12 protein-coding genes and 1 pseudogene are annotated in these 14,594 nt (G+C 64.4%); 6 read left to right on the top strand and 7 right to left on the bottom strand.

Annotated elements, in window-relative coordinates; genetic code table 11:
• The 4 genes and pseudogenes from ACTHJ1_RS00460 to ACTHJ1_RS00445 all read left to right on the top strand — a co-directional run.
• Positions 1–395, top strand: a pseudogene (locus tag ACTHJ1_RS00460) (2,3-epoxybenzoyl-CoA dihydrolase); the annotation flags it as partial.
• A gap of 80 nt (positions 396–475) precedes the next feature.
• Positions 476–1,903 (top strand): benzoyl-CoA 2,3-epoxidase subunit BoxB, encoded by a 1,428-nt coding sequence (boxB, locus tag ACTHJ1_RS00455; RefSeq protein ID WP_440186298.1) that lies wholly within the window; start codon positions 476–478, stop codon positions 1,901–1,903.
• 72 nt (positions 1,904–1,975) lie between these two features.
• Complete coding sequence (gene boxA / locus ACTHJ1_RS00450; RefSeq protein WP_440186296.1) at positions 1,976–3,211, top strand: benzoyl-CoA 2,3-epoxidase subunit BoxA; 1,236 nt, start codon at positions 1,976–1,978, stop codon at positions 3,209–3,211.
• Positions 3,212–3,299: 88 nt separating this feature from the next.
• Positions 3,300–4,553: an allantoate amidohydrolase gene (locus ACTHJ1_RS00445; protein ID WP_440186294.1), complete on the top strand. Its 1,254-nt coding sequence runs from the start codon at positions 3,300–3,302 to the stop codon at positions 4,551–4,553.
• 41 nt (positions 4,554–4,594) lie between these two features.
• Here ACTHJ1_RS00445 and ACTHJ1_RS00440 read toward each other — a convergent pair whose 3' ends face one another.
• Positions 4,595–5,860, bottom strand: coding sequence for a M20/M25/M40 family metallo-hydrolase (locus tag ACTHJ1_RS00440; protein ID WP_440186292.1), 1,266 nt, complete (start codon positions 5,858–5,860; stop codon positions 4,595–4,597).
• Between the two features lie 118 nt (positions 5,861–5,978).
• Between ACTHJ1_RS00440 and ACTHJ1_RS00435 the strand changes: the two genes are divergently transcribed.
• On the top strand, positions 5,979–6,674 hold the full coding sequence (locus ACTHJ1_RS00435; RefSeq protein ID WP_440186290.1) for a GntR family transcriptional regulator: 696 nt from the start codon (positions 5,979–5,981) through the stop codon (positions 6,672–6,674).
• An 11-nt stretch (positions 6,675–6,685) separates the two neighbouring features.
• Here ACTHJ1_RS00435 and ACTHJ1_RS00430 read toward each other — a convergent pair whose 3' ends face one another.
• The 5 genes from ACTHJ1_RS00430 to ACTHJ1_RS00410 form a co-directional block, all read right to left on the bottom strand.
• A complete protein-coding gene (locus tag ACTHJ1_RS00430) occupies positions 6,686–7,408 on the bottom strand; it encodes an amino acid ABC transporter ATP-binding protein (protein WP_440186288.1) in 723 nt (240 codons plus the stop codon).
• Positions 7,389–8,048 carry an amino acid ABC transporter permease gene (locus ACTHJ1_RS00425; RefSeq protein ID WP_440186286.1) on the bottom strand — a complete coding sequence of 220 codons (660 nt, stop codon included), beginning with the start codon at positions 8,046–8,048 and terminating at the stop codon, positions 7,389–7,391. Before ACTHJ1_RS00425 ends, ACTHJ1_RS00430 begins: the two co-directional genes overlap by 20 nt.
• A complete protein-coding gene (locus ACTHJ1_RS00420; RefSeq protein WP_440186284.1) occupies positions 8,045–8,713 on the bottom strand; it encodes an amino acid ABC transporter permease in 669 nt (222 codons plus the stop codon). The genes ACTHJ1_RS00425 and ACTHJ1_RS00420 overlap by 4 nt, the downstream gene beginning before the upstream one ends.
• Positions 8,714–8,740: 27 nt before the next feature.
• The gene (locus ACTHJ1_RS00415; RefSeq protein WP_440186282.1) at positions 8,741–9,523 is read right to left on the bottom strand and encodes a transporter substrate-binding domain-containing protein; all 783 of its coding nucleotides are present in this window, start codon (positions 9,521–9,523) and stop codon (positions 8,741–8,743) included.
• A gap of 191 nt (positions 9,524–9,714) precedes the next feature.
• Entirely contained in the window at positions 9,715–10,965 is a 1,251-nt protein-coding gene (locus tag ACTHJ1_RS00410) for a hydantoinase/carbamoylase family amidase (RefSeq protein WP_440186280.1), read from the bottom strand.
• A 297-nt stretch (positions 10,966–11,262) separates the two neighbouring features.
• Between ACTHJ1_RS00410 and ACTHJ1_RS00405 the strand changes: the two genes are divergently transcribed.
• A complete protein-coding gene (locus tag ACTHJ1_RS00405) occupies positions 11,263–12,825 on the top strand; it encodes a methyl-accepting chemotaxis protein (RefSeq protein WP_440186278.1) in 1,563 nt (520 codons plus the stop codon).
• A gap of 126 nt (positions 12,826–12,951) precedes the next feature.
• Here ACTHJ1_RS00405 and ACTHJ1_RS00400 read toward each other — a convergent pair whose 3' ends face one another.
• A complete protein-coding gene (locus ACTHJ1_RS00400) occupies positions 12,952–14,511 on the bottom strand; it encodes a methyl-accepting chemotaxis protein (protein ID WP_440186276.1) in 1,560 nt (519 codons plus the stop codon).
• Positions 14,512–14,594 lie beyond the last annotated feature (83 nt).

The raw sequence follows: 14,594 nt of genomic DNA, 5'->3' as shown, positions 1-14,594 counted from the left end.
CCTATCCCATGGTCAATGGACAGAGCCGCCTGCAGCGGCGCTTCTACGACGAATCCGGCCCGATGCAAGCGGTACGAGAACGGATCGGTCAGGCCGTCGATGCGGGCGAGGCCCTGCGATTGGGGCTGGTCACCTCCACGCCCGACGAAATCGATTGGGAAGACGAACTGCGCATGGCGCTGGAAGAGCGCCGCGCGTTGTCGCCCGACGCGCTGACAGGCCTGGAGGCCAATTTGCGCTTCGGTCCCGGCGAAACCATGGAGACCCGCATCTTCGGCCGGCTCACGGCCTGGCAGAACTGGATTTTCAACCGGCCCAATGCGGCCGGCGAGAAAGGCGCCCTCAAGCTGTACGGCAAGGGTGAGCAGGCTGCTTTCGATTGGAACCGGGTCTGACCGCGCACGCTTTCCGCGCACCGTCAGCGACACACCGAGGACCGGCCCGGCGCCGGCCCGACAGAACCAGGAGACACCTCATGTCCGGCATCAACTACAGCGAGAAGATCCCCAACAACGTCAATTTGTCCGGCGACCGCGCGCTGCAGCGCGCGCTCGAACACTGGCAGCCCAACTATCTGCAGTGGTGGCAGGACATGGGGCCGGACGGCTCGCACAACTTCGACGTCTACCTGCGCACCGCGGTCAGCGTCGAGCCCGACGGCTGGGCGCATTTCGGCCACGTCAAAATGCCGGACTACCGCTGGGGCATCTTCCTCGCGCCGCAGGACGGCCAGCGCAAAATCCATTTCGGCGAAAACCTGGGCCGCGAGGTGTGGCAGGACGTGCCCGGCGAGCATCGCGCCAATCTGCGCCGCATCATCGTCACGCAGGGCGACACGGAGCCGGCGTCAATCGAGCAGCAGCGCCACCTCGGCCTCACCGCGCCGTCGCAGTACGACCTGCGCAACCTGTTCCAGATCAATGTGGAAGAGGGCCGCCACCTATGGGCCATGGTCTATCTGCTGCATCGCTATTTCGGCCGCGACGGCCGCGAGGAGGCCGACGCGCTGCTCGAGCGCCGTTCGGGCGACACCGACAATCCGCGCATCCTGGGCGCCTTCAACGAGAAGACGCCCGATTGGCTCGCCTTCTACATGTTTACCTACTTTACCGACCGGGACGGCAAGTTCCAGCTGTGCGCGCTGGCCGAATCGGGCTTCGACCCGTTGGCGCGCACCACCAAGTTCATGCTGACCGAAGAGGCGCACCACATGTTTGTGGGCGAGTCGGGCGTGTCGCGGGTGATTCAGCGCACCTGCGAAGTGATGAACCAGCTCAAGACCGACGATCCCGCCACGATACGCGCGGCCGGCGTCATCGATCTGCCCACCATTCAGCGTTACCTGAACTTCCATTACAGCGTCACCATCGACCTCTTCGGCGCTGACCAGTCGTCCAATGCCGCCATCTTCTATAACGCCGGCCTGAAAGGCCGCTTCGAGGAAGGCAAGCGCGCCGACGACCACCAGCTCAGGAACGACACCTACCGCGTATTGCAGGTGCAGGACGGCAAACTGGTCGAGGTCGAAGTGCCCATGCTCAACGCGCTCAACGAAGTGCTGCGCGACGATTTCATCCGCGATTCGGTGTCCGGCGTCGGGCGCTGGAACAAGGTGATCGAGAAGGCGGGCATTGCCTTCAGGCTGACTGTGCCGCACAAGGCGTTCAACCGCCAGATCGGCACGCTCGCGGGCGTGCGCGTGTCGCCGCAGGGCGAGGTGCTGAGCGATGCGCAGTGGAAGGCCAACGTCGACCGCTGGCTGCCCACGCCCGAAGACCGCGCTTTCGTCGCGTCGCTCATGGGGCGCGTCGCCGAGCCCGGTAAATTCGCCAACTGGATCGCGCCGCCGGTCATGGGCATCAACCGCAATCCTGTGCAGTTCGAATACGTACGCTTCAACTGAGGCGCACAACCGGATGGCGCCGGCTCGTCCGCCGGTCTGCCGATTCGCCGATCCCGCAATGGAAGCAAAAAGATGAACGCGCCCCTGCCAGCCGATATGTTGAAGCAGCATCTGATCGATCCCGAGATCTGCATCCGGTGCAATACCTGCGAAGAAACCTGCCCGGTCGACGCGATTACGCACGACGGCCGCAACTATGTGGTGGATCCTGCCATCTGCAATAGCTGCATGGCCTGCATTCCGCCGTGCCCCACCGGTTCGATCGACAATTGGCGGCTGATGTTGCGCGAGGAGGCTTATAGTCTGGAGGATCAGTTCGGCTGGGACGAACTGCCTCGGGAAAAAAAGCCGCCGGCCGAGTACCAGGCGGACCCGCCGCCGTTGCAGGTCCCGCAGCACGACGCCGTGCCCGAGGTCCAGGCGCCGGCGTCCACGGCGTCCGGGTCGATGGTGCCGCCCTGGTCGGCTGCCCATCCCTACGTGAACCTATATGCGCCAAAAGCGCCCGTCGCCGCGACCGTGGTAGGCAACTATCGCGTCACGGATGCCGACATGGGCAGCGACGTACATCACATCGTGCTCGACTTCGGCTCGCTGTTCTTTCCCGTGCTGGAAGGGCAGTCGCTGGGCATTTTGCCGCCGGGCGTCGACGCTCACGGGCGCGCGCATTTTGCGCGCCAGTATTCGATCGCCAGCCCGCGCGACGGCGAGCGGCCCGGCTACAACAACCTGTCCCTGACGGTAAAACGCGTCACCGAAGACTACGACGGCAAACCCTATGCGGGCGTGTGCTCGAACTATCTGTGCGATCTGGCCAAGGGCGACACAGTGCAGGTCATCGGCCCGTTCGGCAGCAGCTTCCTCATGCCCAACCATGCGCGCGCCAATTTGCTCATGATCTGCACCGGCACGGGTTCGGCGCCCATGCGCGCCATGACCGAGCATTGCAGGCGGCGCATCGCGCAGGACGTAAATGGCAAACTGATGCTGTTCTTTGGCGCGCGCACCCGGCGCGAGCTGCCGTATTTCGGTCCGCTGATGAAGTTGCCCGAAAATTTCATCGACATCAACCTCGCGCTCTCGCGCGAACCGGATCAGCCCAAGCGCTATGTGCAGGACGCCATGCGAGAGCGCGCAGTCGATGTGGCTGCGTTGCTGGCCGACGAAAACACGTATATCTACGTCTGCGGCCTCAAGGGCATGGAAGCCGGCGTGCTGCAGGCCTTGCGGGACGTCGCTGGCGCGGGCTGGGACGCCTTGCACGCCCAGTTGCGAGCGCAGGGACGCCTGCATGTGGAGACCTACTGAAGTCAGGATAGCGCGGTCTATTTTTGTATACAAAAATTGTTAAAATTCTCCGCTGCGCGCCGGTCCCGGCGCAGTAGTGGAGATCGCCATGCCTGACCGTGCAGCTTGTAGCGCCCCCGCTATGGGCCAATCGATCCTTGCCCGGGCCCGTGCGCTCGCCAGGCATTCAGACGACCCCGACGGCCTGACCTGCGCGTATATGACTGCGGCGCACCGCGAGGTCGCGGGGCAACTAGCCCAATGGATGCGCGAAGCCGGTTTCGATGCGGTGCGGATCGATGCGGCCGGCAACGTGATCGGGCGCTATCGGGCCTGCGTCCGGGCCGAGTCTGCGCGCCTGGTGGCGACCGGCAGCCATTACGACACCGTGCGCAACGGTGGCCTCTACGACGGCCGGCTCGGCATCCTGCTGCCCATCGCGCTGGTGGGCGGATGGCATGCCAGGCAGTGGCGTCCGCCTTTCGATTTCGAGGTCGTGGGCTTTGCCGAAGAAGAGGGTGTGCGCTTCGGCAGCACTTTCCTGGGCTCGTCCGCCTATATCGGCCGGTTCGATGCTGCCTTGCTGGAGACCCGCGACGCAGGCGGTGTTTCCATGGCACAGGCGTTGACCGACGCTGGCCGTGATCCGCAGGCGCTCGCGGCGCCCGTCGCAGGCGCGCGCCCGGATGCGTATTTCGAGATCCATATCGAGCAGGGGCCCGTGCTGCTGGCGCGCGGACTGGCCGTGGGCGTGGTCAGCGCCATTGCCGGAGCTACGCGTAGACGCTTCATGCTGCGAGGCCGGGCCGGACATGCGGGCACGACGCCCATGGATATGCGCCGCGACGCGATCTGCGCCGCGGCCGAGATCGTGCTGGCGATCGAAGCGCGTTGCCGCGCCCATCCGGAACTGGTAGGCACGGTAGGCAAGATCGACGCTCCCGGCGGTTCGGTCAATGTCGTGCCGGGGCGCTGCACTTTCACCCTGGATCTGCGCGCGCCTGCCGATGCGCTGCGCGACGCCGCGCTTGCCGATATCCTGGCGGCTGCCGACGATATCTGCTCGCGGCGCGGCATCGAGCTGGAATGCGAGACCCTGATGAGCGTGCCGGCCACGCCCTGCGACGAGCAAGCTCGCGCGCATTGGCGCGAAGCGATCGCCGCCCAGGGGCTGGAAGTCAGCGAACTGCCCTCGGGCGCGGGGCACGACGCCATCAAGTTGGCCGACGTCGCGCCGGTGAGCATGCTGTTCGTGCGCTGCGGCAACGGCGGCATCAGCCACCATCCGGATGAAACCGTCAGCGCCGCCGATATCGATGCGGCGGCGACCGTCACGCAGGCGTTCCTGTCGCGGCTGGCATAAGCCTGCGGGCCGGCCGAGCCGCCCGCGTCCGCGCGCAGGCCTCAATCCGCGCGCAAGATGTCGGCCAGCGTATGCGCCACCACTCGGGTCGCGCCGTAGAGATCGTTCAAGCGCAGATTCTCGTCGGCATTATGGCCGCGCGCCTCCATCAGCGTGCGCGGTCCCGCGCCGTACAACACGGTAGGAATGCCGCGCTGCGTATAGTGGCGCGCATCGGTGTAGAGCGGAACGCTGTGTACGGGGATCTCGACGCCGAAAACCGCCTGCGCATGACGCTGCAGCGGTTCGATGAGCGCCGCCGCGCCCGGCAGTTGCACCAGCGGTTCGGCCAGAAGAAGACGCCGCGTGCGGACTTCGATGCCCGGCTGGCAGGCACGGGCTGCCTCGGCGATGACCGCGAGCAATTCTTCTTCGGCCTGCGGCCCCGACTCTTCCGGAATCAAGCGCCGATCGAGGCGGAATGTCACCAGATCGGGAACGACGTTGGTATTGATGCCGCCGCGAATCAGGCCGATGGTCATGCTCGGCGAGCCGATTCCGGTCATTGCGGACGTGGCCGCGCCCAGCGTGCGCCGATAGGCGTATAGCGCCTGCATGACGTCATTTGCCGCCTGCAGGGCATCCACCCCGGTATGCGGCATGGCGGCGTGAGCCTGGCGGCCATGAACGCTGACCTCCAGATGCAGGCAGCCGTTGTGCGCCGTGGTGACGTGATAGGCAAAACCGGCGGAAATCGCCAGATCGGGGCGACTGGCGCCGCTGTCGAGCAGGAAGGCCGGGCCGTTGACGCCGCCGGCCTCCTCGTCATAAGTCAGGTGCAGTTCGATGGCCCCGCGCAGGCGCGCGCCCGCACGCTGCGCCGCCTTGAGCGCGAGCAAGGCCCAGGTGTAGGTGGCGAAATCGGACTTCGACACTGCGACCCCGCGCCCGAACATGACTGCGCCGTGCTCCGGGTCCTGCTCGATCCGCGCGCCGTAGGGCTCGCGCGTCCAACCCTGGCCGGGCGGCACCACATCGCCGTGTGCATTGAGCGCGACGACCGGGCCATCGTCGGAAAAAACGTGGCGCACCACCAGGTTGACGATCGAGATCATGCCTTGTTCGCGCACCGGCTCGATGGCCGGAACGTGGCGCTCCACCGGCAGCGCCAGGCCGGTCAGCAACCGCTCGGCCAGTTCGGCATGGGGCGCGCAATCGCCGGGAGGGTTGTCCGAGGGCTGGCGCACCAGCTCGGCCAGGAATCGGGTCTGGGCCGGCTGCTCGGCCAGGAGAAATGCGTCGATGGAATTGAAGATCTGCGTGGACATGGAAAGAACCGAAGCGAGGGGATAGCGGCGCGTGGACCGTGCTGCAAGATATCAGTTTATTGAATACAAAATTTGTATTCAATAAATGTAGTTAAATTTTAGATAGACTATCGTCATCATGAAGCCGACCTCCGCCGTCAAAACCGCCGATTTGAGTGCCGAACAAATCGCGCGCAGCATTTCCGATGCCATCGTTGCGCGCCAGTTGCCCCCGGGTACGCGCCTGCGCGAAGAAGCGCTGGCGCGTGCCTATGGCGTCAGCCGCACCAAGATCCGCGCTGCGCTGCTGATGCTGTCCAAAGACAAGCTCATCCGCACCATGCCTGAGAAAGGGGCGTTCGTCAGCAAGCCCAGCGCAGCCGAAGCCCGCGAGATCTATGCGGTGCGCCGCATCCTGGAAAGCGCGCTGGCACGCGAATTCGTCTCCTGCGCCAAGCCTGCCGACTACAAGCGCATCGACGTGCACCTCAAAAGCGAACGCCAGGCCATTGCCGGGTCGGACGTGCATCTGCGCAACCAATTGCTGGGCAAGTTCCACATCCTGCTGGCCGAAGTGGTCGGCAACACCGTGCTGACCGAGATGCTCCAGGAGCTGTCGGCGCGCAGCGCCATCATCACCGTGTTCTACCAATCGACCGCCGACGCTGGCTGCTCGCACGACGAGCACGTCGCGTTCATCAAGGCTGCCAAGGCCGGCGACGCGGCGCGGGCTTGCGAGCTGATGGTGCGGCATATCGAGCATGTCGAGCGCAGCCTGAAATTCACCGAAGACGACGAGCGCGGCGTGGACCTGGTCTCCGCATTGCTGGCCTGAGCCTCTCGTCATCACAAGCCGAGAAACTGACGTAGTTCAGGCGTCTGCGGCGCCTGGAACAATGCCTGCGGCGCGCCGGATTCATGGATGCGGCCCTGGTGCATGAAGACGACGCGGTCGCAGACTTCCCGCGCAAAGCGCATTTCGTGCGTCACCATCAGCAACGTCATGCCGTCTGCCGCCAGTTCGCGCACCACGGCCAGCACCTCGGCCACCAATTCGGGGTCGAGCGCGGAGGTGATCTCGTCGCACAGCAGAGCCATCGGCTCCATGGCCAGAGCCCGCGCGATAGCCACGCGCTGTTGCTGGCCGCCGGAGAGCTGGTCGGGCCAGGCGTCGAATCGGTGCAGCAGGCCGACTCGATCGAGCATGCGGCGGGCCGTGGCTTCTGCCTGCTCGCGCGGCACTTTGCGTGTCACCATGGGCGAGAGCATGACATTGCGCCCGACGCTCAGATGGGGGAAAAGGTTGAACTGCTGAAAGACCATGCCCACCTTGAGCCGGAGCGCGCGCAAGCGCAGCTCATCGGCGGCCACCTGCGAATCGGCGACCATGATGGCTCCGCCATCAGGCGTTTCCAGGCCGTTTATGCACCGTAGCATCGTGCTTTTGCCCGAACCGCTCTTGCCGATGATGGCTATGACCTCGCCGGCTTCCACACGCAGGGTCACGCCCTTGAGCACCTCGTTTTCGCCAAAGTGTTTGTGTACATCTTCAAGCGCGATCAGCGGCATGTTGCAATCTCCGTTCCAGGCTATGGCTCAAGCAGGACATGGGCCAGCACAATGCGAAATAGATCAACGCGGCATAGCCATAGACCGTGAACGGCTGGAACGTCGCGTTGGTGATGATGGTCCCGGCCTTGGACAGTTCGGTGAAGCCGATGATGGAGGTGAGCGCCGTGCTCTTGACGATCTGCACGGAAAATCCTACGGTCGGCGGGATCGACAGCCTCAGGGCCTGGGGCAGGATGACGTGCCGCATCTGCTGGAAGTAGCCCATGGCCAGGCTGGCCGAGGCTTCCCATTGGCCGCGCTGCACCGACTCGACGCAGCCGCGCCAGATCTCCGCGAGAAACGCCGAAGCCCAGAGGATGAGCGCCAGGCCGGCCGCCAGCCACGCGGGCACGTCCAGGCCGAACAGCGACAGGCCGAAAAACGCCAGGAACAACTGCATCAGCAGCGGCGTGCCCTGTAACAGCTCGATATACAGGCGCGCGGCCACGCGCAGTTCCCGGCGCCGCGAGGTGCGGGCCAGCAGCAGCGCCATTCCCAGGATGGCAGAGCCGGCAAAGGTCGCCAGCGAAAGCGCCGCGGTCCAGCGGGCCCCCAGAAGCAAGCCTCGCAGTATGTCCCACTGCGTGAATGTCGTCATGCCGACCTCCTGCCGAAAACCCGATGCCCGAACGCCAGCAGGGTCTGCCGGATAAGCAGCGACAGCGCCAGATAGAGGCCCGTGGCGACCAGATACGATTCGAATGCGCGGAAATTGCGCGACTGGATGAAATTGGCCGCATAGGAAAGCTCGGGCGCGGCGATCTGCGAGCAGACGGCCGAGCCCAGCATCACGATGACGATCTGCGACACCAGCGCCGGCCACACGCGACGCAGCGCCGGCTTGATCACCACGTGCACGAATGCCTGGCCGCGCGACATGGCCAGCGACGCGGCGGCTTCGAGCTGTCCGCGCGGCGTGGCGACGATGCCCGCGCGGATGATCTCGGTGCAGTAGGCTGCCAGATTCAGGGCCATGGCCAGGCAGGCGGCATGCATCTCCCGTAGATGAATGCCCAGCGAGGGCAGGCCGAAGAAGATGAAGAACAACTGGATCAGAAAGGGCGTATTGCGTACCAGTTCGACATAGGCGGTCACGAGCCGGCGCACGGGGGCAGGGCCCTGTGTGCGCGCCCAGGCGCCAGCCACGCCGATGAGCAGGCCGAAGACCGCGCCGAACACGGTCAGCTCGACCGTCACCGCCACGCCCTTGAGCAGTACGGGTGTGTAGGCCAGTACCGCGCCGAAATCAAACTGATAAGCCATGCGTGATCTCTCCGATCGCCGGCGCGGTCACAGATCCTTGGGCAGCGGCATGCCGAGCCAGTGCTCGGAGATCTTGTTGAGCGCGCCGTCTTTTCTGGATTTTGCGATGATGGCGTTGACCTCCTTCATCAGCGCCGGCTCGCCCTTGTTCATGCCGACGTAGCAGGGCGAGTTGCTGATCAGGAACTTGGGCTGGGGCTCCTTGGCGGGATGGCGCGCGACGATGGCCGCGGCCACGACGTTGCCCGTGGCGATCAATTGCACCTGACCGGAAAGAAAAGCCGTGATGGTGGCGTTGTTGTCTTCATAGCGTTTGATGTCGGCTGTGGGCGGCGCGATCTTGGACAGCGCCAAGTCTTCGATGGCGCCGCGCGTCACACCGATCGTCTTGCCCGCCAGGTCGGCCGCATCCTTGACCTTGGCGTCGGCCGGGCCGAAGACGCCGTTATAGAAGGGCGCGTAGGCATCGGAGAAATCGAGAACCTTGGCGCGCTCGGGATTCTTGCCCAGGCTGGAGATCACCAGATCGACTTTGTGCGTCTGCAAGAAGGGGATGCGGTTCTCGCTGGTGACCGGGACCAGATCGATCTTGACGTGCAACTGCTTGGCGATCAGGCGCGCCATGTCGATATCGTAGCCCTGCGGCTGCATGTCGGCGCCCACCGAGCCGAACGGAGGAAAGTCCTGCGGCACGGCTACTTTGAGAACGCCGGCGTGGCGGATGTCGGCCAGTTCGTTCGCATGAGAAGCGGTGCATGCCAGCATCGCGGCCGAGGCGCACAAGGAGAGAAACAGCTTTCTACGGTTCATCGTCGGATCTCCGGGGTTGGACGTTGATTTGAAAAATGCACACCATATTGGTATACAAAATCAAAGCAAGGATCATGCCAGCCCGGCGATGAAGGCGTTCGGATCGGTTTGTCTGGGGTTTTGCGCCTGGCGGCGTGCAGGCGTGCGCCATGGCGGCGCATGTCTGCACCGCTATGGCGCGCACGCGGGTGTCAGCCCAGTCTGCGCAGAAAGGCGAGCACGGCCCGACCCGCCAGATCGGCGTCGTCGGTCGTGATGGTTTCCAGCGGATTGTGGCTGATGCCGCCGTTGCCGCAGCGCACGAACAGCATGCTCACCGGCGCGACGTCTTCGAGGATCTTGGCGTCGTGGCCGGCGCCCGACGGCAGTTCAAACTGCGGCTGACCCAGTTCCGCCAGCACGGCCCGCCACATCGCGCGATGTTCGCCGGAGCACGGAGCGGCGGCCACGCTCCAGGCTGGCTGCATGTCCTCGATCGCGATGTTGCGGCGGGCGCAGATTTCCTCGATCTTGCGTTCGACGTCGGCCACCGCGGCATCGCGGGTGGCGTCGTCGGCAGCGCGGATGTCCAGGCTCATGCGACAGGCGCCCGGGATCACGTTGACCGATGCCGAAGGCACCTCAAGCAAACCCACGGTGCCGACCAGTGTCTCGGCTTCGCTGCAGCGCTGTTCCACATACAGGGCGATTTCGGCGGCGGCGCAGGCCGCGTCGCGGCGCATCGACATGGGCGTGGTGCCGGCGTGCCCGGCGCGGCCCTTGAGCAGCAGCTTGCGGCGCATGCTGCCCGCGATCGAGGTGACCACGCCCAGCGCCAGACCGGCATCGAGCAGAACGGGGCCTTGCTCGATGTGCGCTTCGAAATAATGTTTGATGCGCGTCGTATCGACGGCGGCGCTGCCCACGGCAGCCGGGACCAGCCCCGCCTCGATCATGGCCTGGCGCAGCGCAACGCCGTTGGCGTCGACCAGATCCAGCCACGCCGGGTCGTAGCGGCCGATATAAGCCGACGAGGCCAGGAAAGCCGTGCCATAGCGCGCGCCTTCTTCCTCCGCAAAGGCCACGACGTCGAAATCGTAGGGCAGGCGTTCGCCGCTGCGGCTCAGCTGCGCCACCACGGCCATCGGCAGGAGAATGCCCAGCCGGCCGTCGTAGCGGCCGCCGTTGCGCACGGTGTCGTAGTGGCTGCCGGTAACGACCAGCTCGGGATGCGCCACCGACGCGTCGGCCTTGTAGCGACCGATCACGTTGCCCACGGCGTCGTGGCGCACGGTGTCGAAGCCGGCTTCCTGCATCCACTGGCCTATTTGCCTGGCCGTGGCGCGGTGCGCGGGGGTCAGGTAGGTGCAGGTGAGATTGTCTTTCTGGTCTGACCATGCCGCCAGTTCGGCGGCCCAGGTCATGACCTGCCGGCCGTACCAGAGCGGAGCATCGGATTGCATGGAGCCTCTCTCGGAAGGAATGTCTGTGAAGACCGCTATTCAAGCCCAAACACCGGAATTTGTGTGAAAAAAATAGGCGATGGTCCGCTGTCGCGGCGCTTCCCTGCCATAAACCGACAGCCGCCGCAGCGCGCATAGGCGTTTCGCATCTGCGGTCTGCGGACAATGGAAAAGCCAAGAACCGTAAATTTGAAGGTGTTGCCGTTTAGCCGCACACTTTCCCGGGTTTACGATCAGAAAACCGTTCTGGGCCCGCCCAGCCATGGGAAAGCACCTTCTAAAAACGATAGAGGCGACATGATTCGATTCCGTTCGCTCCAAGCACAGGTGGACGTGCTGTTCAAGAGATTGCTGGCTCAGTATTCCGGCAGCTTCAGGCTGGATCCGTCCCGGCGGGTGGAGATAAACGGCCGCCAGACCCCGATGATGTTCGACGGCGACCAGCCGGTCAGCCTGCAATACGAGGTGCTCGACCGCTTCGAAGCGCAGACGGGCGGCGTTGCATCGATTCTGGCGCGTACGGACGACGATTTCATCCGGGTGACGACCAGCGTGAAGGACGCTCAGGGCAAGCGGGCGCTCGGGGTCAAGCTGGACCGCTCGCATCCGGCTTACGCGCTCAATCGGGCGGGCAAGACTTACTTCGGCAATACGACGCTGGCCGGCCGCAAGTTCGTCTTCGACTACCGTCCCATTTACGATGCCCACGAGCAGGTCATCGGCATCTTTGCGGTGGGCCTGGACATCAGCAAGGTTCGCATTTTGACCCTTTCCGAATCGGTCGGGCTGGCCGCTTTCGCGCTGGCGCTGGCGCTGCAGATCGGGCAGGAAGTCCTGTTCGCGCTATCCAGGGGCGGGCACGACACCGGATTGAGCTGGATGGATGCATGGCACAGTCTGGCTGCGGCCGGCCTGTTTGGTCTGGGCATGTATGCCGTTGTTCGCCGCAAAGTCGGCAGGCCGTTGCAGATTGCGCAGGCTGCGGCGCGGCGCCTGGCCGGCGGCGACCTTTCCATGCAGGTTCCGGTCAAGCGCAGCGACGAAATCGGCCAGTTGTTCGACGCCTTGAACGGCATCAATACAGGTCTGGCCAATCTGGTCGACAATGTACGCGTATCGGCCGACAGCCTGAGTGTGGCGTCGCGTCAGATCGCGGCAGGCAACGCCGACCTGTCGTCCCGCACCGAGAGCCAGGCCAGCTCCCTGGAGCAGACCGCCGCTGCCATGGACGAGCTGACGGCCACGGTGCATAGCAACGCCGAGAACGCCAAGCTGGCCAACCAGCACGTGGGCGCCACCTTCGATCTGGCCAACCAGGGTTCGGACTTGATGGAGCAGGCAGTGGCCACCATGCACGGCATCCGCGCTTCATCGAACAAAGTGACCGAGATCGTCGGCACGATCGAGGGCATCGCTTTCCAGACCAATATTCTGGCGTTGAACGCGGCGGTCGAATCGGCCCGCGCCGGCGAGCAGGGCAAGGGTTTCGCGGTGGTGGCGGGCGAGGTGCGCGCGCTCGCCCAGCGCAGCGCGGAGGCCGCCAGGCAGATCAAGGGCCTGATCGAGGATGCGGTGGGCAAGGTCAACGACGGCGGGCAGTTGATCGACCAAGCCGGGCAGACCATGTCCCGGATCGTGAGTTCGGTGCAGGGAGTCACGCAGCTGATGTCCGACATCCATCGCGCCGGTGCGGAGCAGAGCACCGGGATCGAAGAAGTCAACCGTGCCGTGTCTCAGATGGACGAAATGACCCAACAGAATGCCGCCTTGGTCGAAGAGGCCGCCGCGGCGGCGGCCAGCATGCAGGAACAGCCCGAGTCGCTCGAGCGCTCGGTTCACGTATTCAAGCTGGCCATGTGACGAGCCAGCCCGGCCCAAGACTCCGGAATTTGCTTCAGATCAAATATAAAGCGTCCAAACATAAAAAAAACCGGGCAAACGGCCCGGCTTTTTTGGCGACGCAAGCATGCCCTGCGCCTGCCGGAATCACCTCAGCGTGAACTTTTCGACCAGGTGCGCGAGCGACTTGGCCTGATCGTCGAGCGATTGGGCTGCCGCGGCGGCTTCTTCGACCAGTGCGGCGTTCTGCTGAGTTCCCGAATCCATCTGCGAAATGGCGTCGTTGATTTCCTCGATACCGGAGCTCTGTTCGGCAGTGGCGGCCGAGATCTCGTTCATGATGTTGGTCACGCGCTTGACTGCCTGCACGACTTCGTCCATGGTCCTTCCGGCCTCCTCGGCGAGCTGCGAGCCATTGCCGACGCGCTCGACCGAGGTGCTGATCAGGGCTTTGATTTCCTTGGCCGCCGATGCGCTGCGTTGGGCCAGGCCGCGCACTTCGCCTGCGACCACGGCAAACCCGCGGCCGTTTTCGCCGGCACGCGCCGCTTCCACGGCCGCATTCAGCGCGAGGATATTGGTCTGGAATGCGATGCCTTCGATCACGCCGATAATGTCGCCGATGCTTTTGGCGCTTTCGTTGATGTCGGTCATCGTCGTCACCACGCGGCCCACGACCGCGCCGCCTTTCTCCGCAATCTCCGAGGCATTGTTCGCAAGCGCGCTGGCCTGCTTGGCGTTATCGGCGTTCTGATGCACCGTCGAGGTCAGTTCTTCCATGCTGGTCGCGGTGCGTTCCAGAGCGATCGACTGCTGCTCGGTGCGTTTGGACAGATCGAGGTTGCCCATCGAAATTTCGCCCGCTGCGAGCGAGATCGTCTCGGCGCTCGTCGCGATTTCGCCCACGATGCCCGACAGGCTGCCTTGCATGTCGCGTAGCGCTGCCAGCATGCTCGCGTTATCGCCGCGCTTGAGCTTGATCTGGCCGGACAGGTTGCCCGCTGCGATGTGGCTGGCAATGGCCTTGGCATAGCCGGGCTCGCCGCCCAACTGCGACGTAAGACGCCGCACCACGACTTCGCTGATGATGAATGCGAGCAGGATGAGCGCGAGCGTCATGGCGGCGATCATGACGAACGACGAGCGGTAAACGGCATCGGACGCGTTGATGGTCTCCTTGGCGCCGATGCCGCACTGTTGCACGAGCGCGTCGATGGTCTTCTCGAGCTTGCCGGTTTCCACGAGCAGCGACACGTCCTGCATGCCGACCTGCCAGTTCATCTGCGACAGGTCGAGCGACTGCGCTTGCACCAGTTTGACGAATTTTTCCAGATCGGCGGCCCAGATCTTGCTGCCGGCATCGAATTGCTTGGCCAGCGCGACCGCTTTGGTATCTGCAGGGTCGAGGTACTGCGACAGCGTTTTCATCTGCACCGTCAGTTGCGCGGAATTGGACTGAATGTCGTTGCCCAGTTCGACGCGCTCTTTTGCGGTGGTCGCCGTGAGCAGCATTTTCTGCGCGCGGCTCGCCCGCAGCATCGCCGCGCGTGCTTCTTCGGCCGCGAGGCTCACGACGTAGCCTTGCTCGTAGATCGACTGTGTCGAGTTGTGCAGGCGGCTGCTCTGTTTGAGAGAGAAAGCACCAATGGCGAATGTGCCGACCAGCAACAGGGCGAACGCGAGCCGAAGCATCGTCTTCACGGCCATGGGCCGCCGGGCACGCGCCTTCTTTTTTACTGCTGCCCCGATCTGCGTTGGCTTGTCGCTGGACAGGAGTCTCGCATCCGGAC

Source organism: Bordetella sp., assembly GCF_051960075.1.
Classification (GTDB): domain Bacteria; phylum Pseudomonadota; class Gammaproteobacteria; order Burkholderiales; family Burkholderiaceae_B; genus Bordetella.
The sequence above is the reverse complement of the archived record's forward strand: the minus strand, read 5'-3'. Positions and strand labels throughout refer to the sequence as shown.

Excerpts from the sequence above, each read along its gene's own strand:
- ACTHJ1_RS00425 (WP_440186286.1), bottom strand. The coding sequence starts at position 8,048 with ATGACGACATTCACGCAGTGGGACATACTGCGAGGCTTGCTTCTGGGG.
- ACTHJ1_RS00420 (WP_440186284.1), bottom strand. The coding sequence starts at position 8,713 with ATGGCTTATCAGTTTGATTTCGGCGCGGTACTGGCCTACACACCCGTA.
- boxA (WP_440186296.1), top strand. The coding sequence starts at position 1,976 with ATGAACGCGCCCCTGCCAGCCGATATGTTGAAGCAGCATCTGATCGAT.
- ACTHJ1_RS00400 (WP_440186276.1), bottom strand. The coding sequence starts at position 14,511 with ATGGCCGTGAAGACGATGCTTCGGCTCGCGTTCGCCCTGTTGCTGGTC.
- ACTHJ1_RS00430 (WP_440186288.1), bottom strand. The coding sequence starts at position 7,408 with ATGCCGCTGATCGCGCTTGAAGATGTACACAAACACTTTGGCGAAAAC.
- ACTHJ1_RS00415 (WP_440186282.1), bottom strand. The coding sequence starts at position 9,523 with ATGAACCGTAGAAAGCTGTTTCTCTCCTTGTGCGCCTCGGCCGCGATG.
- ACTHJ1_RS00445 (WP_440186294.1), top strand. The coding sequence starts at position 3,300 with ATGCCTGACCGTGCAGCTTGTAGCGCCCCCGCTATGGGCCAATCGATC.
- ACTHJ1_RS00440 (WP_440186292.1), bottom strand. The coding sequence starts at position 5,860 with ATGTCCACGCAGATCTTCAATTCCATCGACGCATTTCTCCTGGCCGAG.
- ACTHJ1_RS00410 (WP_440186280.1), bottom strand. The coding sequence starts at position 10,965 with ATGCAATCCGATGCTCCGCTCTGGTACGGCCGGCAGGTCATGACCTGG.
- ACTHJ1_RS00405 (WP_440186278.1), top strand. The coding sequence starts at position 11,263 with ATGATTCGATTCCGTTCGCTCCAAGCACAGGTGGACGTGCTGTTCAAG.
- ACTHJ1_RS00435 (WP_440186290.1), top strand. The coding sequence starts at position 5,979 with ATGAAGCCGACCTCCGCCGTCAAAACCGCCGATTTGAGTGCCGAACAA.
- boxB (WP_440186298.1), top strand. The coding sequence starts at position 476 with ATGTCCGGCATCAACTACAGCGAGAAGATCCCCAACAACGTCAATTTG.